19 protein-coding genes are annotated in these 26,714 nt (G+C 42.8%); 12 read left to right on the plus strand and 7 right to left on the minus strand.

Annotated elements, in window-relative coordinates; translation table 11 throughout:
* The first annotated feature begins 533 nt into the window (after positions 1-533).
* From FEM33_RS15355 to FEM33_RS15375, 5 genes are all read left to right on the plus strand, one after another.
* The gene (locus tag FEM33_RS15355) at positions 534-2,942 is read left to right on the plus strand and encodes an ABC transporter permease (RefSeq protein ID WP_139012909.1); all 2,409 of its coding nucleotides are present in this window, start codon (positions 534-536) and stop codon (positions 2,940-2,942) included.
* Between the two features lie 380 nt (positions 2,943-3,322).
* Positions 3,323-5,740, plus strand: a complete 2,418-nt coding sequence (locus FEM33_RS15360) for an ABC transporter permease (RefSeq protein WP_139012910.1) — start codon at positions 3,323-3,325, stop codon at positions 5,738-5,740.
* A gap of 94 nt (positions 5,741-5,834) precedes the next feature.
* Positions 5,835-8,204 (plus strand): ABC transporter permease, encoded by a 2,370-nt coding sequence (locus FEM33_RS15365; protein ID WP_139012911.1) that lies wholly within the window; start codon positions 5,835-5,837, stop codon positions 8,202-8,204.
* Positions 8,205-8,381: 177 nt separating this feature from the next.
* On the plus strand, positions 8,382-10,781 hold the full coding sequence (locus tag FEM33_RS15370) for an ABC transporter permease (protein ID WP_139012912.1): 2,400 nt from the start codon (positions 8,382-8,384) through the stop codon (positions 10,779-10,781).
* Positions 10,782-10,966: 185 nt separating this feature from the next.
* A complete protein-coding gene (locus tag FEM33_RS15375; RefSeq protein ID WP_139012913.1) occupies positions 10,967-11,266 on the plus strand; it encodes a hypothetical protein in 300 nt (99 codons plus the stop codon).
* Between the two features lie 90 nt (positions 11,267-11,356).
* On the opposite strand, the gene FEM33_RS26735 is transcribed toward FEM33_RS15375, so the two are convergent.
* The 5 genes from FEM33_RS26735 to FEM33_RS15400 all read right to left on the minus strand — a co-directional run bounded on the left by FEM33_RS26735 (position 11,357) and on the right by FEM33_RS15400 (position 13,865).
* On the minus strand, positions 11,357-11,617 hold the full coding sequence (locus FEM33_RS26735) for a hypothetical protein (RefSeq protein ID WP_229214261.1): 261 nt from the start codon (positions 11,615-11,617) through the stop codon (positions 11,357-11,359).
* A 480-nt stretch (positions 11,618-12,097) separates the two neighbouring features.
* Entirely contained in the window at positions 12,098-12,277 is a 180-nt protein-coding gene (locus FEM33_RS27060; protein WP_139012915.1) for a CPCC family cysteine-rich protein, read from the minus strand.
* Positions 12,278-12,331: 54 nt separating this feature from the next.
* Positions 12,332-12,754, minus strand: a complete 423-nt coding sequence (locus FEM33_RS15390) for a hypothetical protein (RefSeq protein WP_139012916.1) — start codon at positions 12,752-12,754, stop codon at positions 12,332-12,334.
* Between the two features lie 128 nt (positions 12,755-12,882).
* Complete coding sequence (locus FEM33_RS15395) at positions 12,883-13,242, minus strand: hypothetical protein (protein WP_139012917.1); 360 nt, start codon at positions 13,240-13,242, stop codon at positions 12,883-12,885.
* Positions 13,243-13,313: 71 nt separating this feature from the next.
* Entirely contained in the window at positions 13,314-13,865 is a 552-nt protein-coding gene (locus tag FEM33_RS15400; RefSeq protein ID WP_139012918.1) for a hypothetical protein, read from the minus strand.
* 515 nt (positions 13,866-14,380) lie between these two features.
* On the opposite strand from FEM33_RS15400, the gene FEM33_RS15405 reads away from it, so the two are divergent.
* Entirely contained in the window at positions 14,381-14,980 is a 600-nt protein-coding gene (locus FEM33_RS15405) for a hypothetical protein (protein ID WP_139012919.1), read from the plus strand.
* 307 nt (positions 14,981-15,287) lie between these two features.
* Here FEM33_RS15405 and FEM33_RS15410 read toward each other — a convergent pair whose 3' ends face one another.
* On the minus strand, positions 15,288-15,890 hold the full coding sequence (locus tag FEM33_RS15410; RefSeq protein ID WP_229214262.1) for a recombinase family protein: 603 nt from the start codon (positions 15,888-15,890) through the stop codon (positions 15,288-15,290).
* A 1,066-nt stretch (positions 15,891-16,956) separates the two neighbouring features.
* Between FEM33_RS15410 and FEM33_RS15415 the strand changes: the two genes are divergently transcribed.
* The 6 genes from FEM33_RS15415 (at position 16,957) to FEM33_RS15440 (ending at position 26,080) form a co-directional block, all read left to right on the plus strand.
* Positions 16,957-17,574, plus strand: a complete 618-nt coding sequence (locus FEM33_RS15415) for an RNA polymerase sigma-70 factor (protein ID WP_139012920.1) — start codon at positions 16,957-16,959, stop codon at positions 17,572-17,574.
* Complete coding sequence (locus FEM33_RS15420) at positions 17,567-18,601, plus strand: FecR family protein (protein ID WP_139012921.1); 1,035 nt, start codon at positions 17,567-17,569, stop codon at positions 18,599-18,601. Before FEM33_RS15415 ends, FEM33_RS15420 begins: the two co-directional genes overlap by 8 nt.
* A gap of 333 nt (positions 18,602-18,934) precedes the next feature.
* Complete coding sequence (locus tag FEM33_RS15425; protein ID WP_161597147.1) at positions 18,935-22,327, plus strand: SusC/RagA family TonB-linked outer membrane protein; 3,393 nt, start codon at positions 18,935-18,937, stop codon at positions 22,325-22,327.
* Between the two features lie 18 nt (positions 22,328-22,345).
* A complete protein-coding gene (locus FEM33_RS15430) occupies positions 22,346-23,890 on the plus strand; it encodes a RagB/SusD family nutrient uptake outer membrane protein (protein ID WP_139012923.1) in 1,545 nt (514 codons plus the stop codon).
* A gap of 47 nt (positions 23,891-23,937) precedes the next feature.
* Positions 23,938-25,308, plus strand: coding sequence for a Gfo/Idh/MocA family protein (locus FEM33_RS15435; RefSeq protein WP_139012924.1), 1,371 nt, complete (start codon positions 23,938-23,940; stop codon positions 25,306-25,308).
* Positions 25,309-25,357: 49 nt separating this feature from the next.
* Entirely contained in the window at positions 25,358-26,080 is a 723-nt protein-coding gene (locus FEM33_RS15440) for a 3-keto-disaccharide hydrolase (RefSeq protein ID WP_139012925.1), read from the plus strand.
* A gap of 398 nt (positions 26,081-26,478) precedes the next feature.
* On the opposite strand, the gene FEM33_RS26740 is transcribed toward FEM33_RS15440, so the two are convergent.
* Positions 26,479-26,714: hypothetical protein (locus tag FEM33_RS26740; RefSeq protein ID WP_229214263.1), on the minus strand; the 236-nt coding region annotated here is incomplete at its 5' end.

The raw sequence follows: 26,714 nt of genomic DNA on the forward strand, positions 1-26,714 counted from the left end.
GCTTCAATAGCCACTCTCGCCTTAAATGATGAATCAAATTTTCTACGCATCTTTTTCATTATTTTATCCTTGTTTAAGTTACTAAGTTTTAACTAAACAAGTGGTCTGAATTTGTAGAGGTATTATAGTTAATATTACAAAGGCAGCAAACAAGGATAGTAAATGGTTCATAACAGAAAGGATATAGGTAAAGGCAATTGCCAAGTAATTTGGTACATCCCTTTACCTGTATGAATGTTATGCCAATATGTAACATTCTGTTTTATAGCAATATATCATTTTTTGGGATAGAAAATAATGTGCGTTACCGCTCTTTATGTTCGATAGCGAACAAACCTGATGCTTGAAAAATCAATTGTTTGGCAACTGTATTTTGATTTTCAATAATTATGTATGGTCACCCTGGTTGCCTGATTATATAGTTTCAATTTCTGGATATACTTTTTGACAGAACTTGATAGTTTAATCGGCATGAAAGAGAGTAAGTAACTTCTCATTGTTCCCTTTTGGTTGTAAAATCTGGTACTGCCATTATGATCAGAAATTACTTTAAAATAGCCTGGCGCAACCTGGCCAGAAGCAAGACTTACGCCGCAATCAATATAGGCGGGCTTACTGCCGGCATGACCGTTGCCATGTTGATTGGCTTGTGGATCTATGACGAATGTTCTTACAATAAATACCATTCAAATTACCCGCGTATTGCGCGCATCATGCAGCAGCAAACCCTGAATGGCGAGGTAAATACGGGCAGTAACGTTCCAGCTCCTTTATTCAAAGAATTGCAAAATAACTTTGAAGCGGATTTCAGCCATGTGGTAATTACCTCCTGGCTGCAAAGGCATGTACTGGCTTATCGTGGATCCAGTTTTACAAAGCCGGGTAATTTCATGTCTGCCGGGGCAGCAGAAATGCTTTCCTTGAAAATGATCAAAGGAAGTGCTTCCGGGTTAAAAGATCCAGCCACAATCCTGCTTTCGGCATCGACGGCAAAAGCGGTTTTCAAACATGCTGATCCTTTGGATAAAATGATGAAGATCAATAAAGACCTGGATGTGAAAGTAGTCGGGGTTTACCGGGACATTCCCTACAACTCGGAATTTCATGAACTGGCGTTCATTGCACCGTTTGATCTGTTTGTTTCCTCTACAGACTGGGTGAAAGAAGCAGTGAAAAACAGTGAGTGGGGGAACAGTTCCTTTCAAATCCTGGTGCAGCTTTCCAAGGACAACCATTTAGCAAGCGTTGCTAACAAAATCAGGGACATTAAACTTAGAAATGCGGATGAGAATGAGCTTAAATTCAAACCGCAAATCCTTTTACAACCAATGAGCCGGTGGCACTTGTATTCTGAATGGATAAACGGGCATAATGTGGGAGGACGAATACAGTTTGTCTGGCTTTTTGGCGTAATTGGTGTATTTGTATTGCTTTTGGCTTGCATTAATTTTATGAATCTGAGTACTGCACGTTCACAGAAGCGAGCCAAAGAAGTTGGGATCCGAAAAGCAATAGGTTCTATGCGCATGCAATTGGTTGGTCAGTTATTTAGTGAATCGTTTCTGGTTGTACTGATTGCATTCTGTATCTCGTTAGTGCTTGCCCGGCTTGTTTTGCCCACATTTAACGCAGTTGCCGACAAGCAAATGCTTATTCCCTGGCAAGACCCCGTTTTTCTAGTAAGCGGCCTTGCATTCGGGCTTTTGACCGGCCTTGTTGCAGGCAGTTACCCGGCTTTATACTTGTCTTCTTTTCAGCCCGTAAAAGCACTCAAAGGAAAATGGACGCCTTTGGGGTTAAGGGCAACACTGCCACGGAAAATTCTGGTTGTACTGCAATTTACCGTTTCGATCACTCTGATTATTGGAACCGTGATTGTATACAAGCAAATCCTTCATGCCAAAAACCGGCCTGTTGGTTACAACAGACAGGGCCTAGTGACTATGCTGGTAAATGGTCAGGACATTCACCAGCATTTTGATGCGGTACTCGATGATCTTGTAAAAACAGGAAGTGTGACTTCACTCGCAACTTCGGCTATGCCACCTACTGAGGTTTTTTCAGCTAACGTTGGTTTTGATTGGAAAGGCAAAGATCCGGGACTGCAGTCTAAGTTTGCAACAATCGGGATCTCGCATGATTTTGGGAAAACAGTAGGGTGGGAGTTTAGGGCAGGCCGTGACTTTTCAAAAACCTTTTCCAGTGATTCTGCCGGGTTTGTGGTAAATGAATCGGCAGTAAAGTTTATGGGCTTTGGTGGGAAGGATTTAAATACAGTGATTGGAGAAACCATAACCTGGGATGGGAAGCCGTTTAAGATCATCGGCGTGATCAAAGACATGATCATGGAATCACCCTTTGAGCCGGTCAAAAAGTCCATTTTTTTCATTCATCCCCAAGGTGGCCGGTTCATCACGGCAAGGCTCAGGCCGGGCGCCGGTGCCAGTGCAGCATTAACGAACATGGAAACAGTCTTTAAGAAATATACCCCGGACTCGCCATTTAATTACCAGTTTGTAGATCAGGAGTATGCCTTAAAGTTTGCTGCCGAGGAAAGGATCAGCAAGCTGGCAGCGGTATTTTCAGCTTTGGCCATTTTGATCAGTTGCCTCGGACTATTCGGGATAGCGTCCTTTACCGCAGAGCAGCGCACAAAAGAGATTGGTATCCGTAAAGTGCTGGGTGCATCGGTTGCCAATTTATGGCAGCTTCTTTCCACAGATTTTGTCATTCTGGTAGCCGTATCCTGCTTGTTAGCCATGCCCATAGCCTGGTATGTGATGCATAGCTGGCTAGAAAAATATGCTTATCATACCCGGATTTCAGGATGGATCTTTGCAGCTGCCTGCCTGGGGACACTAGCAATTACCCTGGTAACAGTGAGCTACCAAGCCATTCGCACAGCAATGCTTAATCCTGTGAAAAGCCTGCAAGGCGAGTAATGACCCGGGTCCTAACAATTCTTTCTTTATCCCAAGAAGGATGGATCGTGAAGATAATGTGGTGAGCATTGAACCTGATTTATTGTAACCCGCACTGTTTTAGATGATCTGTTCGTGCGACTGCATGCCAATACGGTCACGATAAAATTGGATCTTAAATAGTAAGGTTTTCTGCTCATACAATCCATTTGAGTACAACGCCTACCTGGCTTATAATTCTTACAAAATCGAACAATGATTGTTCAAAAACGTACAGTTTTCTTCAGGTTTATAGCCTTATACATAGCATTAAACAGCAATTGGCTCATGGTATGATAATTGGCTCGCTGAGTTCAATGAACAATACTGACTTGCAGCCATTATGTTAAAAAAAGTATTCTATGCTATTAAATTACTTTAAAATTGCCTGGCGTAATCTGTGCAAGAATCAGGCTTATGCGTTCATCAACATTACAGGGTTATCTTTGGGCCTGGGCTGCGCAATGCTTATTTTCGCTTTGGCCCGTTTCCATTATCAAACCGATCGGCACCACCGTAATTACAATCACATTTATCAATTTACTTCCCGGTTCAGCTCCTCTGCCAGTGACTTCAGGATTCAGGGGATCCCATATGCATTTGGTCAGGCCGTACGTAACGAACATCCAGAGCTGGAAAGCATTGCGATGCTGGATGAGTGGTACTCGCCGATGGTAACGGTACCCGACGGTAAAAAGGCGGATAAGAAAATCAAGGACAAAAACAGCAAAGGTGCATTTGTCGAAGCGGCCTATTTCCGCATTTTTGATTATACCTGGCTGGCAGGCGGCCCGCAAGATCTGGATCAGCCCGGCACAGTTGTGCTGAGCGCCGAAATGGCGCGCAGATGTTTCGGTACGACCACCAATGTCATTGGCCGGGTGGTAAAACTTGATGCCCGTGTTCCCGCCCGCGTAGTAGGGATATTTGCGGATTACAGGGATAATACGGATCTGGCATATTCTGTTATGGTTTCCTGGGGAACACTGAAAGAGCAGCTCTTCATCCGTCCTGAAAACGAGCCATTTGACAATACCAATGGAAGCACGCATTGTTTCGCTTTATTCAACGATCGCTTTACAATTGCAGACTGGGACAGGCAACTACCGTCATTTCTGCAAAAATATAACCCCAGAAAAATCAAGGAAACAACTTATCCGGCCATACCTTTTGGCCAAATGCACTTGTCGCCTGAATACGGAGGTGTAAGCCAGGTTCTGTTATTGTCGTTGATCTTGACTGGCATTTTGCTGATTGGTACGGCATGTATCAACTTTGTGAATCTTGCTACCGCGCAGGCTCTTAAACGTGCACGGGAAGTAGGCGTGCGGAAAGTACTGGGCAGCACAAAACCGCAACTGTTCTGGCAATTTATGGGAGAAACGGCGCTTATAGTACTGGTGGCTCTGGCTTTGGCAATAAGCATATTTCAATATGGCCAGACGCTGGCACATACATACCTTCATGGTTCTTTCCGCTTCACATTTTACTTTTCACCGTCTGTAATTGGATGGGTGGCACTTCTTGTTGCTTTGGTTATTGTACTTGCGGGATTGTATCCGGCCCTGATCGTAGCCGGCTTCCGGCCGGTTGTCGCATTGGCGGGAAGAATGACTGTACAGCAGGCGGGTGGTTTTTCCCTGAGGCGCGGGCTCGTTGTCATGCAATTTGCCATATCTCAGATGCTTGTCATCGGGTTGATTGTTGTGGCCAGCCAGCTGAATTACGTTCAGGAAAAAGATCTGGGTTTTCGTAAAGAGGCCATTGTAACAGTGGGTTTGCCAAACCTTCCGGTGCAGGATCTGGGTAAAATGAATGCGTTCCGAAACCTGGCTATGACGCTGCCGGATGTAGGGCAGTTCAGCTACTCTATGGGCGGGCCACCGCAGTCGGGCTGGACGAGCGAAACAACTGTGCGGTTTGATACCCGGCCTCAGGATGAACCTTATGCAACGCAGCAAACCTGGATTGATGCAAATTATGTAGTCTTATACGGGTTGAAACTGGTTACCGGACGCAACCTGCAACCTTCGGACACATTACGGGAAGTACTGATCAACGAAACATTTGCAAAGCGTTTGGGATTCATCCAACCAGCGGAAGTCGTTGGCAAGTTTCTGCACAAGCGGGTACAGGATGGAAGGGTTGTGCCTTTGGAAATTGTTGGTGTGTTAAAAGATTTCAATCAGCGGGATCTCAAACAACGGATTGGTCCGATGTTTCTGACCACCTACGCCACAGGCTATTATTCGGCCAATATCCAGCTTCGTTCTGCCAATTACAGCCGGGCTCTGAACCAATTGGAAAAAGTCTACAACCAGGTATATACGGATAATTTTTTTGAACCTGCATTTGTAGATGACCAGATCCAGGAAAACTATCAGCAAGAACAGACCATGGGCCGGCTGATCAACTTTTTTGCCGGAGTTGCGCTGCTGATTGGCTGCATGGGATTATACGGACTGGTCTTGTTTATGGTCGTACAGCGGACCAAAGAAGTCGGCGTACGCAAAGTACTGGGCGCAAGTGTAAGTAGTATTTTATGGCTGTTTAGCAGCGAGTTCATGCAATTGATCGGGATTGCTTTTTTAGTATCTGCACCCGTTGCCTGGTGGATACTTAAAGGATGGCTGCAAAACTTTGAATACAAAATTGATCTCAATCCTGCCTTTTTCCTGCTGGCACTTTTGGTAACAGTCCTTGTTGCACTGCTGACAGTAGGCTTTCAAAGTGTAAAAGCCGCCTTGGCCAACCCCGTGAAATCATTACGGAGCGAGTAAGAAGTTTACCAATGTAGCCCTTTCAACAATTGTATAATTCTCGGCAAGAACTTCAAGGGTGCATTTTATTTTTACAGTTTTAAAGTTGATTGGTATGTTCAGAAGCTTCTTTATTACAGCAATCAGGAACCTGAAAAGAAACAGGTTATACACCTTCATCAATTTGCTGGGCTTGGCCGTGGGAGTGGCTTGCTGTTTGGTCATTTTCGCAATCGTCCAATTTGAAACGTCCTTTGATGATTACCATAGCAAGGTAGACCGGATTTACCGGGTAAACTTATATCAAAAGACATCAGCTGGTGAGCGGTTTGATGGCTGCAACTACACACCCCTGGCAGAGGCTGTCCGGAATGAAGTTTCCGGGCTTGAACAGGTAACGGGTGTCTATTGCCTTAAGGCTTACCAGTTTTCCAAAGAAAATAACCTTTTTGAAGACAAATATGCCTTTTTCGCAGATCAGTACTATTTTGATGTCTTTGATGCAGTCTGGATAGCTGGCAATAAAGCACAAGCTTTAACCAGACCTAACACGGTGGTCGTTACCGACAAATTTGCCCAAAAATTCCTAGGCGGACTTAATGGAGCTTTGGGTAAAACATTTGTTTTAGAAAACAGGTTAAACCTGACTGTATCCGGAATCGTCAAGGCACCTGCTTCGAATACGGACCATCCATACAGTATGTTGATATCGTATCCTTCACTGGGCCAGTTTATGCCGGGCCAAGTCAACAATTGGGAGGCCGTAAGTGCCGCTGCAACGTATGTGGTGTTTGGCCCAAAAACTCAAAAGGGCCAGATTGATCATCAGCTTAAACAAATTGCCCGTAAATACCTGGATAATGACCTTGCAAAAAGCACAACATTCTTTTTGCTGGCACTCACAGACAACCATGACCGTAATTACGATTATACCAGTTTTACTTACGATTTTCCCATGCCGCTGCTGGTGATTTTATCTGTTATGGCCGGCATGATTGCATTGATTGCCTGTATCAATTTTGTGAATCTGGCAACGGCACAATCATTAAAAAGGGCCCGGGAAGTAGGTGTCAGAAAGACAATGGGCAGTAGCCGGCTGCACCTGATCATGCAGTATATGACCGAGGCTTTTATCATCACATTGCTGGCTGTTGCCTCAGGGGCCGTTCTGGCACAGGAAAGTTTAACTTATCTTAATCAGTTATATGGGGTAGACTACCAGTTTGACTGGATAAAAGATCCTGCTGCCTTGTTGTTTGTTGCAGGCATAACCGTTGTGGTAACCTTTTTGGCCGGCTTTTATCCTGCGTTTGTCCTGTCAGCTTACAAGCCTGTTGTGGCGCTCCAATCGCAGACGTTTACAGGAAAATCCAAAGGTTTGCACATCCGAAGGGCGCTGGTTATTACCCAATTTGCCGGCGCCCAGCTCCTGATCATCGTAACAGCCATTATGATCAACCAGGTTAACCAGTTCAAAGACCGGCCGGTAAGCTTTGATCCCAAAACAATCGTGGTCATTCCCGCGCTTCGGGGAAATGAAAAGCAGCAGCACGAAAAGCTAGGGTTTGAACTGCAAAAAGTCAAAGGACTGCTTAGCTACAGTTTTGGGAATATGGGTAACCAGACCGGTGAAATACGTACCGAAAAGCAAAACAGCTATACAAGCATTCTCAGCTACGCGGACACTTCCTACATCCATACCTTTCAGATGAAATTGCTGGCCGGAAGGAATTTGTCTTCTGTTTCTGCCGGGCCGGGTTCACAGGTTCTGGTTAATCAGACGCTTGTCAAAACGCTGGGTTTTAAAGACCCTGCATCAGTAATCGGGAAAACCTATGTTCTGAATGGCAAAACAGTAGAGATCCGGGGAGTTATCCGGGATTCTTACACCCAATCCCTGAGCAGTAAAGTGGATCCTGTCAGCATTGTTTATGACCCTTCCAAATTCGCAGGAGTTGCCATAAAGATCTCTGATCAGCATGCAGCTGAAACCCTGGCAGGCATTGAGAAGGCATGGAAAAATGTATATCCGCAATACCTGTTTAAATACCAGTATATGCAAGACATACTGAACCGGGAATACGGATCTTACCATATGATGTTTTCCATTCTGGGCACAGCCTCTTTTCTGGCCATTTTTATCGGATGCCTGGGTTTATACGGCCTTGTTTCCTTTATGGCCATTCAGCGTACAAAAGAAATCGGGGTACGGAAAGTATTCGGAGCTACTATTTCAAACATCATGATGATGTTTACCAAAGAATCCGCATTGCTGATCGGAATTTCCTTTGCCATTGCAGCCCCATTGGCCCATTTTGCAAGTATTGGATTGCTGATGGAATTTCCTGAACGCGTAGAGCCGGGAATCGGGATTTTTATAATCGGATTTATGGCTTCCTTGTTTATTGCAGTTTGTACCGTGGCTTACCGCTCTTTTATTGCAGCCATTCAGAATCCGGGTAAAAGCCTGAGAAGCGGCGACTGAAAGTGCTAAAAGAATAAAAAGTTCAGGATAGAGTATCTATGAAGTACTGCCGTATAGTATGATGCTTATTGTTTTTGATAGACTTAATATCGGGCTTTAAACCCAGTAGCATTGCCAGCATCCTTATAGAAGATATATTATTCATTTGCCTCTTAAATTCACTTTTTACTCTTGTTTATGCTTCTTCATTACTTAAAAATTGCATTCAGGCACATTCAAAGACATTATGTAATCAGCATTGTCAACATTGGTGGTTTATCCATTGGCCTGACCGCGGCTTTGCTCGTAGCCACTTATGTGGCAAATGAGTACAGCTATGACCGTTTTCATAAGCAAGGTGGCCGGATTGTGAAAGTAGAGTTTTCTCACGATGAAGGTGATAAATCTTATTACGTTCCCTGGATGTCTTATGGTTTTGGCCAGGCTGTCAAGGATCAATGCCCGGAAGTAGCGAGTTTTGGCCGCGTGACGGATGTTAGTTTTTACAGCAAGCTTGTAGAAAGCGACGCGCTTCATAAGTACTACGAGTCAGGGTTTGTTGCTGCTGACAATGCATTTCTGCAGCTATTCTCTTTTGAGTTTATAAAAGGAAACCCCAAAACGGCATTGACGCGTCCGGGCACAATGGTGCTGACCGAAAAAATGGCAGCTAAGTACTTTGGCAATAAGGACCCGGTGGGAAAAATAATTACTTATGACAAAAAGCATGTCTACGAAATCGTTGGCGTAATGAAAGATCTTCCTTTTAATTCATCGATACAGTTTGATTTTCTTGGTGACCTTATGTCTTACCGGGCAAATGAAACAGAAGAGATGAAAGGGTATCTTAATAAAAAGCAGCTTAAAGAACAGGTAAGCAGCATTGGTGCTACAGGCAGTTACAATACTTATTTTCTTTTAAACCACTCAGAGTCCAAGGATATAGTAGCCAGTAAAATCCCCTCACTGCTTACTTCCAGTCTCAGGATAAAGGATAAAAAAGACCGTTATGAACTGTTTCCTCTTTTCGACCTTCATTTTGAAAGAATTGATAAAAATGCCCGGCAGAAAGCAGTTGTTTTCTCCATGATTGGCATGCTGATTTTGTCACTGGCACTTGTAAACTACATCAATCTTACAACGGCTTCTTCTTCCGCCCGCGCAGGTGAAGTATCTGTCAGAAAAGTAGTAGGTGGCCAGCGTATTGCCTTGATTTCGCAATTTTATCTTGAGTCGGTTTTGTATGTGACCATTGCGTTTACACTGGCAATTGCAGCATTTTTTGCATTGAAGGATTACTTTTATACTTCCCTTGAACTACGCATAGATGCATCTTTTCTGACAAGTTCCTGGTTTGCTTTTCCTTTAATTGGTTTCTATGTCCTAAGTATTTTGCTATCCGGCAGTTACCCCGCATTACTACTTTCCAAATTGGCCCCGGGAAAAATTCTCAGCGGTAGTTATGGTAAATCAGGCAATGCTGCAAGTGTACGGAAAGTTTTTACAGTTTTTCAATTTACAGTTTCTATTAGTCTGATCATTGGTTCGGTTCTGATTGCAAAGCAAATGCAGCTTTTTCACAGTAAAGAGCTGGGTATTGACAGGGATAGGATTGTGACGGTTTTTCTGGATCATGAGGATGGTTTGTCCAAACATTACCAGGAAATAAGGCAAGGGATGGAGCGCATTTCTGGTGTGGAATCTGTTACCTCTTCTTCTTTGCTAATGTATCATCCTTATGGCAATATATGGGAGTTGAAACGATCAGATAGTAATAAAAAGCTTAGCGTTAACTCCTTTTTAGTTGATGAACAGTTTGTAAAAACCATGCGTATCCAGTGGTTAGCTGGCCCTCGAAAAAATTCCAGGGCAGGGATTGTACTTAACCAGACCGCAGCACGTGAATTAGGCATTAATGCCGGCAATTACAATCAAACGCTGGATTTGGGTTTTACAACAAAAGCAGACGTTATTGGCATTGTAAAGGATTTTCATTTCAGATCCCTGAATCAGAAAATAAGTCCGATGGCATTGCAAATGAGAAGCGATACATTATTCAATAACTATCTGTATATCAGGCTAAGTAAAAACGCTGACCTCAAACATACCTTATCTGAAGCAGAAAATGTTTACAATCAATATAGGGCAAACCGCGCTTTTGAATATGCGTTCCTGGATGACACTTACAATAAAATGTATATAAGTGAAGCAAAGACCGGGTACATTGTCTATTGGTTCACAGGAATTGCTATTGTGATTGCGTGCCTTGGGCTGTTTGGTCTTACAACTTTTTCAGCGGAACAGCGCAGAAAAGAAATAGGTATCAGAAAAGTGCTTGGCGCAACAGTAATGAATATTGTTACGATGCTATCCAAGGACTTTCTTATGCTGGTAGTAATCTCGGTTTTGCTGGCATCGCCGATTGCGTATGTGATTATGAAACGGTGGTTGGAAGATTTCGCTTATCATGTTCCAATCAGCTGGTGGGTTTTTGCACTTGCAGGTTTTACAGGATTGCTGATTGCTGTCATCACGATCAGTTTTCAGGGTTTTAGAGCAGCGGCAGCTAATCCGGTAAAATCTCTTAAATCAGAATAGAACACATTATTTCTACAAAAGCTAGGAAGGAAGTATTGATGAGATAATTTTGTTATATGATGCCAGGATTTTACATGCTGGATTAATGAATAATCACGAGTAGGTATGTAGGTAATTACCGGATTTTTCAATGGTATGTCGGGGTTAAAGAATCTTTTACTTTACAGCATAAAAAGGAAGAGTGTATGAACTGGTTACTGGCATCGATTGGCATTTCAATTACGCTGTTTGGATTTTGTATCTGGCGTTTTAGGCTGGTCCATTGGCTGAACAATGTGCCGGCAGGTGTACACTTAAACAAAGACAAGACAGCACGCCTGGCAGGAGGTTATTTAATTTTAATTGGTATCTGTTTCCTTCTGTTTGCCTATCTGGTGGAAAAACTTTCAGATCAGGCTATTATGGTAATTGTGGCTTGTTTTATACCAGTTAACATGGTAGTGCTGATTTCGTATCTGGTTGCTCAAAGCAAAAACATGCATTAATGGTCTTAAACTACCATTATTTGTTGCACAATATTGAACAAAAGGAATTGTCTTTGATATTAACTGTCTCATTGACTTTTGACCAATTACTTATTTTTGTCTGAAGCGGTACCGTATTCCCCAACTTCCCCGAACAATCGTTGAGCCATCCGCAATAATTGGTGCTAACTCTATATGAAATCCAAAGTTTTTTGATGAAAAAGGGAAAAAATGAGCTCCTAGAGGTATGACCAGTCCAGCTAAATTATTAGCGCGGCCACCCAATCCAACATATATTTCATGGTCTTCTTTATTGACAAACTGATAAGTAGCTACTGCTTCTACTGACATATTATTCAGGCGCGTGTCCATACCCAAGCGTAGTTCCGGAACAAACCGTTCATTTACCTCATAATTTAAACCAATAAAGGGTAAATTGGATTGATGAACACTGACTCCAAACTGTGCAAAGGAGACGTTTATAAAACAAAAGTAAAAAAAAATTATTGTCAATAGCCTATGCATACCGTGGATTAATTAGGTTGAATTTTGTTTTAAATAAAGAAATTGTAACAGTTGATTCAAATTATTGTTCCTAACAATTGCTTGTTCCTCTTTAATCTCGATTCTTTAGCTATATGCATATAAGTCCAATAAGCTGACGATATCAGAATAGCATTACTTGCTTGTTTGCGAAAACGATCATTTAAATGGTACATGGCCTTTCATTGATTTATCTTCCCATAAGGATCACTTCTTGATTTCACATTGTTGTTTGCGAAATCAAATTTCACGGAAGGAGTGAACTCCACGAGTATTGTGAAACAATTAAAACCAGGGATTACATCTGATCTAAACTATGAAATTCTGTTGGGCAGTTTTTAGCGAAACTCGGTTAGGTTCGCCTTCATCATTTGGATACTCTCTTTGATATGGATCATCTTCCCAAAAACAAACAGGGCAAATGATATAATGTCCTGGTTCTTCATCATTTGTTTTATATCCACAACACGGACACGTAAATTTGTCCATAGGCAACTTACTTTCGTTTTTGTGACTAACTAATTATTTTAAGAAACCATCTTTCTAACTTAATTCCTCAATTCTGATACTGTTTATATCGAATATCAAACAAGAAATTAATGTATCATACCCGGTCAAAGAGAATATATAGTTTACTTTTGATTTTTTCCTTCCATATGCTAAATTATAATTTGACTTTGATTCTTGCATTATCCCTCCAAATGAGGAAGCTGGCATGTAAATTCCATTCTCAACAGAAAGCACTTTTGATAGCTCTTGAATTTGAATTCTACAAGTTCTATATACGTCTTCTTTATTGTCCAGGTAAAAATTATCAAATGAAAAATTTTCTGACTTAATTAGTAACATTAGTTTTTTATCGACTTCAGTTACATTTAATGTAATTTTCAAGATTCCGTCAGAATATGAATACTTATCTATAATTGAATCCCCACTGTTAGTGATCAAATATTCTACATTTACCATATTGGACTGAATCAGTGATAAATTAATTTACACATCATTTTTAAGACGGTTACATTCATAATTTTATTTTATTACTGATACAAATTCATTGTTAACCATTGTTTCAATTAGTCCATGCAAATCAAGATCTAGTCTTTCAAAGTGGACACTTCTCTCATCATAGACCAAGAATCGACTAGAGACGAATATAGCGCTGTTTTTGGTGTTCCCTCTCCGTAAGCAATAACAGAATTTGCTTCCAGCTCAAAGAAGAAGTTTATTATTCTATCAATATCATCAGAGCTCATTTCGATAAGATAATGATTGCTTGCAAGTTCCGAAATGCTATTGTGTAGTGGTGGCTTCACAATTAGATTCTTTTGCATATTGATCTGAACTTCATCCGCAAGTTCTAATTCTCCTCCCAATAACAATTCATGAATTGTAGTTTTTAGAATTCCGTAGCTAAGAGCATTTCGAGTCTTTTTGTAATATTCCCGCGGATTCATCAATTAATATTTATTTTATCCATTTTTGAGACAAACGTTTTAGAATATAATATAAATACAAAAGCAGTATTTCATTTATAGACAATTTCAAAGGCATTTGCAATTACATAGTTATTTTCAATTAATAATAATCTGTATTGCTTTTGCTTCAAAAGGCCTGGAAAACTTTTTGTCAAGACATTATGCTTTTCGAAAACTGCGATAACCCTATTTGCTATTGTAATTGGACCTTCAAATATTCTTCCAGAACCGGAAAGCAGATTGCTTTTAAACGTTTCAATAGATGACCTACTATGCACATCTAAAAAGTAACTGTCCCAATTTCTCCATCCTTTAAGTAATTCATCTACTGCTAGTTGAATTTCAGAATTTAACTTTGCTGCGTTCTCTGGTTTTGAATTTATATACATTGATATCGATTGCTCATTGTAATTCATCAATAATGGATGTTCATCCAAGTATTGAAGTTGTCCAGACTTTCCCTTTACAAGCTTAAACTCTTGCTTATGGTCAAAATTTATACGCATTTCATTTCCATCTACCTTGACGATTACATAAGTCGTCTGGTAATTTATTACCACAACTAATTTTCCGGAAAGTTCCTCAATCTGTAATTTAGACATTATGTATATTTATAAACATTTAATGGCCTGTACTGACCGGCAAATAATGCAACCCAACCGATCATTTTTTCTTTTTGTTAAGCCAATATGAAAATAGTAACTATCTGATAAAAAGTATGCAGATGGCCGACTACACTTTCTTCCAAGAGATTAAAAGTTTCAATCTCGATCGCTATAATGCCTACATGGGTTGGATTGGAAACAAGGCCATGAAAATATATACGGATGAGCATTTCGAAAGGTTCTATCTATATGACGAAGGATGTGATAAGCTGTTTGAATTTCTAGCTAATAGCAGAAAGCTAAAAAGTAGTGAGGAATATGATAAAGTCATTCGGTCCTACCATAAGTCACATTTCACAAAGTCCAACAAATCACTGGAATAAGAAGTTAAGGCACTATCCAATTAAAAATGCAGGGTTGAATCAATTATTTCGTAACAGGCTATATTAGGCTGCAAGTGCAATTGTCTTTTAGAGAATCAAAGCTGTCACCATCGAACAAACAATGGCCTCATGACACCAAAACAGATTGAAAGGCTTCGATTAAAAATTGAAAAGGTTAAGAAAACTCTGGCCGCGGAGAAAAGGAAGTTTGGCGGTTATGATGACAGTCGTGGCCTGAGGTATTTGCCGACCACGTATTATGTGCAATTGGCGGATTATGCTGGCGGATTAAAATACACAAAATGGTTTTCAAAAAACTTTCCGGACGATGTGGGTATCCCAGACTTTCTGTTTGAGTGGACCATTTTATTATACAAAGCAGGTCAGATCAAGCAGGCAGGCCAAAAAGCTTTTCAAACCTTTTGCTCCAATAACTATGTGATCGACAAATTCCTGGAGCGGCCTATTGTTCCCATTGACATGTGGGAAGGTACGAATTTAGAAAACGAGTCATTTCTGCAATACTTTCAATACAATCACCAGCAACCAGAACTGAAAGATTTTGCTGAATGGCTACAATCGTTTCTTTCAACAGATGACTTTACCCGGGCAGCCAGCCAGTTTGTTGAGCTTCGCAAGGCTTTGGACAAGGAAGACAATATCGAAAAAAGGTCTGATCTGGTTAAGCAAATCTCAAGGTTGGAGAAAGGAGACATCTTCCTTGCTTGACCATGAGCAGGTATAGTTGTTTTTGTTAGATAGCGTACCCAGGCTAATTTAAGTTAGGATCCAGTCCTTAAGATTATAATGTTGAAATGTAATCATTGCCAACAGCACAATTGCACCTGGCAGTTTACCGAAAATGGTTTCCCACCTTTAATGTAAGCCACAGGCTTTATTGTTTTACTTTGCTCCCTACACTGGCCCGGTGAACTTAATGGCTTCAACTCAAATGTTGCGACAGTGTCACAAGAATCTGTTTTTGCTTAAATAGTGACAACTTTCGCCTTCGTTTAAAATCTATAAGCTGATATTATCATCTTCTTTTTTTAAGAAATCCATTCACATCTACGCCTGCATATTTCAAGATCTTATAGAGTGTGGGCTGGCTTTTTATTTTGAACATTTCTCTGATCTCATCCGTACTTCTGCTTTTCTTATCATAAATCTCTTTGACCTCAGGAGCAATCTTGCGATAGCGTTCACTTAAACCTGCCGGCCGACCTCCGGCCCTTCCCCGCGCACGTGCCGATTCCAATCCAGCCTTTGTCCGCTCTCTGATAATGTTACGTTCATGTTCAGCAAGCACACACATAAATTGAAAAAACAGATTGCCCGTTGCACTGCTTGTATCAATAGATTCTGAAAGTGATTTCAGATTAACTCCCCTCTGCTTCAATTCTTCAATCAGCTCGATGAGCTTAATTGTGCTCCTGCCCAGACGGTCCAATTTCCAAACTACGATGGTGTCACCTGGCCGGGCGTATTCCAGTAACTTTTCGAAATTGGGCTTACTTGCTTTTACTCCGGAGATCTTATCAGTAAAGACCTGCTTACAACCTTCCTTTTTCAAAGCATCAAGTTGCAGGTCTAGATTCTGCTCTTGTGTTGAAACCCTTGCGTAGCCAATTTTGATCATTTGTTTACATTACTTAACAAAATCAAATATAATACATTTTGTTATTTTACATAACAAAATAAACAATGAATTAAGCATGAAATCTGCGAAATCCAGTTATTTATAAAAACGTTCGTTTAAATACATAGAAGATATTAAGGAAAGGGTACTTGCCTCCTCCAAAACGAACGGTGATGACTAACTGCTCGATTTGAAAATCTACCTTAATTAATTGCCGAACAGAAAGAGCATCTATTTCAACTTTCTGAAGGAACTAAATGTTATTAGTTACAAAGAAAACTAGTCCTTCGGTTTTTGTGTCTCAGAATTACAATCGTTTTTGATGACACACAACTTTTGCTTTTAGGACGGCAACAAATAACACAATGGGAGAAAATGTATTTATTCTGTAAGAATCGGTTAACTATTCACAATGCAAAAATTTGCTTGTTAGCAAATGATGCTTTATTTGCTTAAATGATTTCTTAATCTATGGGACTCAGAATTGGCCCGGTGCTATGCCACTCCACAACAAACCTTACATGTAGTATTTACGACAACCCAATCAATCATATTTCAAGTATTCAGTTCAGTAGCTACTAGGAGAGCTCCGTAGAGCAAGTAAGGATTTCTGAACTGGGTAGATAATTACTTCTCTTTGCGGCTTGATCGGATAGGGATGCCAATAAATGATCTAATTTTTCTATTTTTCAAATGTCTAGTTTTGTGGGGGAAGGTCAAACTTAAACCAGCGTAGAGCGGGAATATTATATGCGCCTTTCTATCCAGGAAAAATATTCGGTCAAACAACTTAAACGACAAATTAGTAGTGGCACATTGAAGGTGTAATACTTAGGAACTACAACTAGCCCCGGCAGTAAACGGAATAAGCAGGAGTTGTTTATGTATTCAAAGACAGCTATTTTTTAGAATTTCTAAACATTCCGGAACAACATGAGGAAAGTACATTATAGAGGTAATGTTTTGAAAATAGCATGCATTGACAATGGAAATCAAAAAAATGCCATTGTGAATTAGGGTGCAGCGCGTTTTTTGTATCTAGCCATTGACGCAACGTATGTAAGCCATGGTAACCCTGAATCCCGACAAGGATGATAAGAATGCAGATACCCCACTGTCGCTGGATAATGATGGGGTAATTAGGCCAGATGATGAGATCCTGATCCGCAGGGCTTTTGTCGCTGACGCTTACCAGGGTTGTGATCTGCTTTTTCGGCGGTATTACCAGCCGCTTTGTAGTCAGGCAGTTCGGTTTGTCTATGACAAGGCGGTAGCGGAAGATATCGTGGCGGAACTGTTTAAGACTTTCTGGCAAAAGCGTATTTTTGAACGAATCGAATATACTTACCGGGCATATTTATACCGTGCGGTACGGCACAATTGTCTGCTCTATTTACAACGAGAAGCAAAAACAACGATCTCTGTTGAGCAATATCTTACGGAGGAATTGCTGGTCCAGGCGTCGCATCCATCCGACCAGGTTCAGTTCGACGAACTAGCGGAGCGCATTGATAAGGTAATTCTTGCGCTAAGCCCTTCCGTACGCCGCGTGTTTTTATTAAGCCGGTTTGAAGGACGCAAGAATCAGGAAATTGCAAATGAACTACATATATCACTAAAAACGGTCGAGGCGCACCTGACTAAGGCGCTCACGGTTTTTCGTAAAGCATTAAGCCATGAATGAATCACACCCTCAGATAACAAAAGAAATGGTGTTTGCCCATTTTGCACACCGGTCGACATCTATGGAACGACAGCAAATTGAGAACTGGCTGAACACGAACGAAGGGGCCGAAGCCTATTTTACTTACCTGGATGAATGGGAGAGACAATTTCCACAATTTCAGGCAGACCTGGATGGAGCCCGCGCTGACTTCGCACGCTTAGTCCATGGAAAGGATGAATGTGTTTTAATTAAATCGAACCAGGAGATAAGTCCGGTCAATCCAGTTTCAGAAACTGTCCGGCCGCATTGGCAACGGATAAAAGGTTTTCTATCGGCAGCGGCTGCATCCGCAATTTTGATCATTGGCATCTGGCTTGCCAAAGATCTTTGGTATTACAAAAACATGAGCACCCGAAATGAACAAACACTTTCTATTCATTTGAATGATGGTTCACAAGTGCAATTAGGGGCTAATTCGTCTTTAAAATATCCGCGGTTTTGGTTCGGTGAAAACACCCGCTATGTTTGGCTGGTGGGCGATGCGGAATTCAACGTGACTCACTTGCCGAATGCGGAACGTTTTATTGTTTACACACCCGACCAAACCGCTATCGAGGTTCTGGGGACTAAATTCATAGTTAGCAGCAGGCAAAAATTTACCAAGGTATTCCTTAAAACGGGCAGTATCCGGCTGACCAACCCGATGGCATCAAAACCACTGATGCTGAAACCGGGGGACCAAGTGACCGTTTCAGATGAAAAAAGAATCCAAAAAGAGACTATTCCGCACCTAGCAGATGAGCCGAAAAGTCAGTCCAGGAAGTTTATGTTTAAGAACACTTCTTTAAAAGAAGTAGCTGAGCAATTAAATAACGTATATGGCATCAACGTTCGTATTATTCAGCCTGAACTTTTGACCAGGACTGTCTCCGGAACTTTCCAAGCCGAATCAACATTGGATTTGCTGGAAGCCGTTTGTGAAATGATGGAGTTGGAATTGATACAAACAGCAGACGGTTATACTCTTCAAAAGCCCAAGCAATAGCTCAGAATAAAAAAAGACGAACGGGTTGTCAACCTTGTGATAGCTCATTGCTTTTTTGCTTGCATTTTATTACGAAAAAATAGCTCAATTCAATTAGGGTACTTCGCGGTTTTTGTATCTGTTTAGGTAGAAGCACACATCAAGTGATTCATTCCGTTTTACATTTCCTAATCCCTTAACATGTTCACGATGATGCATATTTTACGAAAAAGGCTCCGGTGCCGATCTCTGTTTCTGTGTTCCATGCTCCTAATGTTGGCCGGGAAAACACCTGTTTCCGCGCAACTAATGGCGCAATCGGATTTGAGGCCGCAAAGATCCATTCAAGCCCCAATGATTAGCCTGGTTAATGCTTTGGAAAAATTGAAGGAGCAGTATCGGGTGGATATTTTATTTGAAGAAAGAAATCTTCAAAACCTGATGGTTCCTGCCAATGCGCTGCGATTGCAAAATAACATTGAGGCCAGTCTGACAGAACTATTGCAACCACTCGGGCTTCGTTACGCCAGGAAAAAGAACAACTACATTATTCTGTCGGGCGATAATGTGCCCATGGCGCCGACAGAAACGCCAAAGCCGGAAATACCCCAGACCAAAGCGAGGAATGTAACCGGGAAAGTGACGGATAAAAATGGGGAGGGTCTGCCAGGCGTGAACATCATTATCAAAGGCACCCAGCAGGGAATGTCAACAGATGTAAAAGGGGAATTTTCAATTGATGTTCCTGATGATGAGGCGACACTTGTGTTTTCATTTGTGGGTTATATTAGTCAGGAAATGGTTATCGGAAACAGAAGCTCCATTGACGTGGTGCTGGCTGTGGACGAAAAGAGCTTGAAAGAGGTAGTTGTGGTGGGATATGGAAGCCGTCAGAAAAGGGACGTAACGACTTCTATTTCAACCATTGCATCGGAGGAAATTACCAAAAGTGTTGCTATGTCGCCCGAATTGGCGATGCAGGGCCGGATGACGGGTGTGCACATTTCAGGAAATTCGGGTAACCCCATGACACGTCCCAAAGTACGGATTCGCGGGGTAGGCACCTGGGGCGTGGCAGATCCGCTTTACGTGGTAGATGGCATTCCTATTACTGAACTTGGAGGAGGAATCGAGGGGCAGGACGCGCGGGTCAAAGACGTGCGTGGCCCGATCAACATTATGACCATGATCGACCCGAATGATATTGAATCGATTTCAGTTTTGAAAGATGCCTCAGCCGCCGCCATTTATGGTGTGCGTGCAGCAAACGGTGTCATCCTGATCACGACCAAACGTGGCCAGACCGAAAAGCCGATGATCGAATTCAATACGCGCTACGGTGTTCAGAATGTAGTAAAGAAATGGGATGTGATGGATACACAGTCATATACCAACTTTTACAAAAAATCCTACGCAGCTAATCCCGGCTTTGCATTGGACGCATGGTTTGACCCGCAAAGTCCGGGATATCTCGGCAGTACCAAGAATACCTACGACTGGCAGACACCCATAATCAACAAAAACGCAGTAACACAGGATTATTCGGTGCGGGTTTCGGGTAAAACGCAGGCGACAAATTATTATGTATCAGCTGGGTACACATCCACAGAAGGCACGCTCATCGCTGAGAAGCTGGACCGCTATTCTTTCAATGCGAAGCTGGATACGAAGATCAATAACTGGCTCAAAACCGGCATAAATTATCGGCTGGCATATGTCGAAGGTAAAGACAATATGCAATCCGGCCTGACAAGCGCCGCCGAAACACCGCCATGGCAGCCCATTTACGATCCCAACGGACTACCGATTTTGCAGGGTTTTGCACAGGTTGTAAAAGGCTACAATGAGCAGGGTGTATGGTCTACCGACAAACTCTATGGCGAAGGAACGCGCGCCAATAGCATTGCCCAAACACAGTTTAACACGCAGGATTATAATTCGATCCGGAATCTTGGCAATACATTTGTTGAAATTACGCCCATCGAAGGATTATCTGTCAAAGGTTCTGTCAGCATTGACTGGTACAAGCACGACCGCTTTTCATTTAATAACTATACGGGCCAATACTTTGTCTACGCCGGTAGCCCAACCGATAAAGGCGGCGGCAAATCGCTAGGATCTTATGAGGAGCGGTATACCACCAATTTTAATTTGATCAAAGAATTGACGGTTAATTACCATAAAGCATTCGGCGCCCACAATTTCGACCTGCTTTTGAACGGAATGGATCAGCGGTACTCAGCCAAATATGTGACCGCCTCCACCGACTACATGTCCACGATTGAAAAACACTTATTCAAGCTCGGGGGGGAAAACCAGTACACCATGGTGGAATCCGAACTGTTTCGCTGGGCGCTACAAGGCCTGCTGGGCAGGGTGAGTTATAATTACAAAAACAAATACTATGTCGATGCCACGGTCCGCCGGGACGGTAGCAACCGGTTTGCACCTAAAAACCGCTGGGGTACATTCCCGTCGGCTTCCGTGGCGTGGCGCATTACTTCCGAGCCATTTTTGGAGAATAATAAATGGCTGACGGACCTCAAATTCCGCGCAGGCTGGGGCAAGCTGGGAAATCAGGAAGTGCGTCCGCTGGCTTATCTCTCGCCGGTCGAAAAAAGGTCGACTTATGCATTCGGATCCAATCCGGGGGGCAACGGACTTGGTAATTATGGGGTAGGAGCTGCTATGTTTTCTTTTCCTAATGCGGATCTGGGATGGGAGAAAATCACGACTACAAACATTGGATTTGACGGACAATTATTGGGAAAACTTTCTTTCTCAGCAGAATATTACGACAAGAAAACGGACGGAATTTTGCAGGAAACAAACATTCCGCCAAGTGTAGGAAGTAAGGAAAATCCAGTTGATAACATTGCTTCTGTCAGGAATTCCGGATTCGAATTTTCCGCCAATTACAATGGATCAATAGGAAATCTGGGATATAATGTTGGCGCGAACCTGACGACTGTAAAAAACCGGGTACTGAGCACATTCAAAGGTATTCCGCTCAACGCCAGTGATATGCGCATTGAACCGGGTTATTCAATGAACTATGTATATGGCTATCAGGCTGGCGGGATTTTTCAAAACCAGAGTCAGGTAGACCAGTATAATAGCAAGACAAAGGATATTACCATTACACAAACATTCCAACCCGGGGACCGCTATTTCAATGATCTCAACGGCGCGCCGGATTTGAGCAAAGGCTATGAATTCTACACGCCCGGCGCAGATGGAACGGTCAATCAATACGACCGGACCTATTTGGGTAAAACGATTCCGGGATATTACTACGGTTTCAATTTGGGGCTGAATTATAAGGGATTTGACCTTTCTGTATTCTTCCTCGGTGTGGGTGATGTTAAAAAATACAACTACGCGAGGGCAACCATGGAAGGCACTGCGACCCGCGGTAACAACCGGAGTGTGGTCGTACTCAATGCCTGGACACCGGAAAATCCCAATACAGACATTGCCCGGGCGATTGTTAACGATCCGAATGGGAGTATGCGTGTTTCGTCCTATTACGTAGAAAGCGCAGCATACTTCAAACTTGGAAATGCACAGCTGGGTTATTCTTTCCCGAAGGCACTTTTGGCACCTTTAAAAAGCATTAGCTCGCTTCGGATGTATCTGAGTGTTAACAACGGCTTTATCCTAACAAAATGGAGCGGGCTGGATCCGGAAAATGATGATAGTCCCGAACCGCGTGTTTTCAACCTCGGCCTGAGTGTAAAATTTTAATCTAAAATCGAACGGTATATGAAACCCTTTGGATTTATCAAATACGTCATGGTAGCATTGATTATATGCAGCGCTTGTGACCGGAACCTGGATGTGAAACCTACAAGAGAGTTGGAGTCGGAGTACTTTTCTGATCAGGAGCGGATGCAACGTGGTGTGCTGGCTGTGTATGCAAAGATTACAGACTTATATGGGTACAATGCCAATGCGCCCAGGCACAAACTATGGCTGCTGCCAGGCGACGATCTGATGTCGAACAACCCGAGTCAAATGGACAATTTCAAGGGTTTAAATGGTTCTGATGCCGATGTTAATTTCATCTGGAACCGGCTTTACCAGCTGAATAGCCGCGCCAATACGATGCTGGAAATCATTGACGGCAACATGGATATTTATACAAACAAAGCCATGGCTGACCAGAATAAAGGCGAAATGCTTTTTCTACGGTCATGGGCTTTCTATAAACTATGGAACTGGTGGGGCAAAGCGCCAGTAATTACGGAACGCGTAAAAAGCCTGTCTGGCATTTATTACAATCCGTCGCAAGGAACGGAAATGCTCGACCAGGCGATTGTCGATCTGGAAAGTGCCGCCACACTACTGCCTGCAAGCTGGCCGCTCACCGAATCAGGACGGGTTACAAAGGATGCTGCCAATGGATTATTGGTCAAATGCTATGTGACTAAGGCTTGTTATAATGGAAAGAATGCGCAGGATTATCAAAAAGCAATCGCGGCCTTTGAACGGATTTCCAGTTCAAGAAAACTGACCAATCATTTCGGCGAAAATTTTGATTACCGTTTTGAAAACAATGAGGAATCTTTATTTGAATTCCAGGCAAGCTTGAAAACCGCAGAAAATCCTTGGCTCGACAATGACTTCACAGATGCCGTGGGCACGATGGGTGCTTTTTACAAACACTTTGAAAACAATTTTACCAATCAGGGAACGATCGTTGGCCCGACTGGAAAAATGGTGAATGTGTTTCAAAGAGGCGACCCTCGGATCGCAGAAACCTTTATTAAAGAAGCAAGCGGGGCATTTTCATTTAATGGTGGCTATCAAATGGTGAAGTACATCAATGGTGAAAGAGGGAAATATGCGGGAATTGCGAACATTAATTCCATCAATAATACGCGGATTCTTCGCTTGGCGGATGTTAAATTATTAGCGGCCGAGGCTTATTTACAAACAAATCAGGTGGGAAAGGCTCTTGTACAGGTAAACGACATCCGGGCTCGGGCGAGAAGATCAACGGCAACCGGAACGCCGGCCGCAATTCCGGCGAACTTGTCGGTTGTAACCATGCAGAACATTATGGATGAGCGGATGCGAGAGCTGGTAGGAGAGGAGGGAATTCGGTGGGCTGATCTGAAACGCTGGCATAAGGCCGGGTTCATTAATCTGGCAAACTGGAAAAAGACGGATTTCGGTATGGGGCCACAATACGACGACACGCTTTGGGGATTTGACGTAGCCGCACATTTGCTAATGCCAATTCCGGTTGCTGAAATGGACAGCAATCCTGAAATGTTAAAAAGCGGCCAAAATCCTGGTTATTGACTGTTTTGGAAGACATCAGGATCATTAATCCGACTTAATAATTAAATATGAAAAGAAGAGCATTTATCAAAAACGCCGCCGGCGCCGCAACCTCGGCGATTGCATTCCCTACATTGATTCCCGCTTCGGCACTTGGAAAAAATGGATTTGTTAGTCCCTCGGACCGGATTAACCTAGCATTTATCGGCGCGGGAAACCAGGCCGAAAATGATGTTAAAGGTTTCCTCCCCGACAAGCGGGTTCAGGTCACCACCATTTGTGATGTCAACAAAAAAAGCACAGGTTACTGGGATGGAAAGATGGGGGGGCGCGAGTATCTGATGGAGCTCGTGGATGATTTTTATTCCAAAGAGAATGGTAAAACCTACAAATCGACCAAAGGGATTCTTGATTTTAGGGAAGTTATCGATAGCAAAAACATTGATGCCGTAGCTGTGCTTACACCCGACCACTGGCACTCGATCCCAGTACTGATGGCGGCGAAAGCTGGGAAACACATGTATTGCCAGAAACCATTGTCACTGACCATTTCGGAAGGGCGTGCAATGAGCGACGCAGTAAAGAAATACGGGGTGGTGTTCCAAACAGGCAGCCAGCAGCGATCCGGACCGGAGTTTCTCCGGGCTTGCGAACTGGTGAGAAATGGCAGGATTGGCAAGCTGGAAAAAGTGGTTTGCGGCTTGCCCGGCGGAACGCCTGATTTTGGTAAGACAGGAAATCAGACTGCGCCAATTGCTGTGCCAAAGGATTTTGATTACCAAACCTGGCTGGGCCCGGCTCCCGAGGCTACATACTGTCCGGCGCGGACACATGTGAATTTCAGGTGGAACCTGGACTATTCGGGCGGGATGGTCACCGACTGGGGCGCGCACCACCTGGACATTGCGCAGTGGGGAATTGGAACGGATCATACCGGCCCCGTTCAGGTGAAAAACGCCAAGGCGAAGTGGTCGCAAGATCCGGTCTGGAATACGGCAGTGGAATTTTATTTTGAATGCATCTATGAAAATGGTGTCAAATTAATCGTAGGCTCGGACATTGCCCAGGCGCCTCGTGGCATTACATTCCACGGTTCGGAAGGTCAGATTTGGGTATCAAGAGGCAGTTATAAAGTTAATCCTGAAAAGATCGATACTACGGTAATCGGCGACCAGGAAATTCATTTATACAAAAGTGACAACCATTACCGGAACTTTGTGGATTGCGTAATCTCGAAAAAACCGACGGCTGCACCCGCCGAAATTGGCCATCGTTCGGTCACTGTCGCCCATTTGGGAAACATTGCCTTGCTGCTCAACCAGGATCTGAAATGGAATCCGGAAAAAGAAGAGTTTGTAGAAAACTTTGCTGCCAATCAGCTACGTGCCCGTGTGATGCGTGAACCCTGGGGAGCGATTTACAGGAAATACAAAGTATAAGCGCTCAGTAGGCAATAAACTTACAAATGAATCCAAACCCATTAACAAAATGAAGTTTTCCTTCATCAGCCTGCTATGCGTCATGCTTTTCTGTTCTTTAGAAAGTGCGGCGCAAAAAAAAGGCAGCTCTCATGCCATTTCTCTGCATGCGCTAACGGAATTTGAGCCTACCACCAGCAACTGGAAACTGGTGAAAAGTGTCAGTTTCAGCCCGACCTCGGACCAAAAAAGCTTTGAACCTGGTGAGGGCATTTTGCTTGCGCTGCCCGTCAAGCCAGATACGGGGCATTTGTTCACCAAAATGCAGCATAGCGATCTTGAACTGGAATTCGATTTTGCCGTAGCTAAGCAGTCCAATTCTGGCGTTTACCTGCAAGGCCGTTATGAAGTGCAGATTTTCGATAGCTGGGGCGTGGAGAAACCCGCCTTTTATGATTGCGGCGGCATTTACCAGCGGTGGGATGAAAGCCGTTCTCCCAAAAAAGGCTTCGAAGGCAATGCGCCGACGCAAAATGCATGCAAAGAGCCGGGCGCCTGGCAGCATTTCAAAATCAAGTTCCAGGCTCCACGATTTGATAAAAACGGTCAGAAAACCGCAAATGCAAAATTCATTAGAGTAGAACTGAACGGCGTAACGGTGCAAGAGAACGTAGACGTAACCGGCCCCACCAGATCCGCTGCATTTGAAGACGAACGTGCTTTGGGCCCAATTATGTTTCAGGGTGATCACGGGCCCGTTGCGATTCAGAATATTCGATATTGCTTTTTATAATAAGACTATTGCGGTCAAACGCTCATTTTATCATATGGATAATATATTGCCAATAATAAGCAACTAACAATTGACGTTGCTACATTTGTTTGGAGGCAGAAATAGGCAAATTTATAATTCAACTAAATTTGACTATGAGAATACGACCGCTGGTACTGTCGTGAAAAGCAACATATAAAATAGAATTTTTTTAATAAATTTGTCCTATGAAGGAGTGCCGGTTTTTTAAGCCGATACATCCTGTGTAGTCCTGCTGGTCGGGACTATTTTTATATCCTGATAATCAAATTCTTTAACATGTTGGGAATGATATAAAGGATCATAATTGACATCTTTTTTCCATAAGGCATAACAAAGGGTTAACAGCTTCTTCTGGACTGCAACATATCCTTTCATCTTTATGCGAGTTCGGATAGACACTCTTTCAAATAATGCCTGACAGGCTGGCTCCCCAAATCTAACTGCATTAAAGGCTGGCAGAAATAGCATTCTCCTGATTCGGCCGCACGGAATTCTAAGTTAAAAACAAACTTTAAGCATATTACTTTTTCAAGATACTGAACCTTATGCCTAGTATCGGCTCCACATTTTTTCTCACAACCCTCCATGATATTTGAGAGGGATTGCGAGAAAA

The sequence above is a fragment of the Dyadobacter flavalbus genome (assembly GCF_006149045.1).
Taxonomy (GTDB): Bacteria; Bacteroidota; Bacteroidia; order Cytophagales; family Spirosomataceae; genus Dyadobacter; species Dyadobacter flavalbus.

What these genes read in the sequence shown, in the direction of transcription:
- FEM33_RS15355 (WP_139012909.1), top strand. Translation starts at nt 534, where the DNA reads ATGATCAGAAATTACTTTAAAATAGCCTGGCGCAACCTGGCCAGAAGC.
- FEM33_RS15360 (WP_139012910.1), top strand. Translation starts at nt 3,323, where the DNA reads ATGCTATTAAATTACTTTAAAATTGCCTGGCGTAATCTGTGCAAGAAT.
- FEM33_RS15365 (WP_139012911.1), top strand. Translation starts at nt 5,835, where the DNA reads ATGTTCAGAAGCTTCTTTATTACAGCAATCAGGAACCTGAAAAGAAAC.
- FEM33_RS15370 (WP_139012912.1), top strand. Translation starts at nt 8,382, where the DNA reads ATGCTTCTTCATTACTTAAAAATTGCATTCAGGCACATTCAAAGACAT.
- FEM33_RS15375 (WP_139012913.1), top strand. Translation starts at nt 10,967, where the DNA reads ATGAACTGGTTACTGGCATCGATTGGCATTTCAATTACGCTGTTTGGA.
- FEM33_RS26735 (WP_229214261.1), bottom strand. Translation starts at nt 11,617, where the DNA reads ATGGACACGCGCCTGAATAATATGTCAGTAGAAGCAGTAGCTACTTAT.
- FEM33_RS27060 (WP_139012915.1), bottom strand. Translation starts at nt 12,277, where the DNA reads ATGGACAAATTTACGTGTCCGTGTTGTGGATATAAAACAAATGATGAA.
- FEM33_RS15390 (WP_139012916.1), bottom strand. Translation starts at nt 12,754, where the DNA reads ATGGTAAATGTAGAATATTTGATCACTAACAGTGGGGATTCAATTATA.
- FEM33_RS15395 (WP_139012917.1), bottom strand. Translation starts at nt 13,242, where the DNA reads ATGAATCCGCGGGAATATTACAAAAAGACTCGAAATGCTCTTAGCTAC.
- FEM33_RS15400 (WP_139012918.1), bottom strand. Translation starts at nt 13,865, where the DNA reads ATGTCTAAATTACAGATTGAGGAACTTTCCGGAAAATTAGTTGTGGTA.
- FEM33_RS15405 (WP_139012919.1), top strand. Translation starts at nt 14,381, where the DNA reads ATGACACCAAAACAGATTGAAAGGCTTCGATTAAAAATTGAAAAGGTT.
- FEM33_RS15410 (WP_229214262.1), bottom strand. Translation starts at nt 15,890, where the DNA reads ATGATCAAAATTGGCTACGCAAGGGTTTCAACACAAGAGCAGAATCTA.
- FEM33_RS15415 (WP_139012920.1), top strand. Translation starts at nt 16,957, where the DNA reads ATGGTAACCCTGAATCCCGACAAGGATGATAAGAATGCAGATACCCCA.
- FEM33_RS15420 (WP_139012921.1), top strand. Translation starts at nt 17,567, where the DNA reads ATGAATGAATCACACCCTCAGATAACAAAAGAAATGGTGTTTGCCCAT.
- FEM33_RS15425 (WP_161597147.1), top strand. Translation starts at nt 18,935, where the DNA reads ATGATTAGCCTGGTTAATGCTTTGGAAAAATTGAAGGAGCAGTATCGG.
- FEM33_RS15430 (WP_139012923.1), top strand. Translation starts at nt 22,346, where the DNA reads ATGAAACCCTTTGGATTTATCAAATACGTCATGGTAGCATTGATTATA.
- FEM33_RS15435 (WP_139012924.1), top strand. Translation starts at nt 23,938, where the DNA reads ATGAAAAGAAGAGCATTTATCAAAAACGCCGCCGGCGCCGCAACCTCG.
- FEM33_RS15440 (WP_139012925.1), top strand. Translation starts at nt 25,358, where the DNA reads ATGAAGTTTTCCTTCATCAGCCTGCTATGCGTCATGCTTTTCTGTTCT.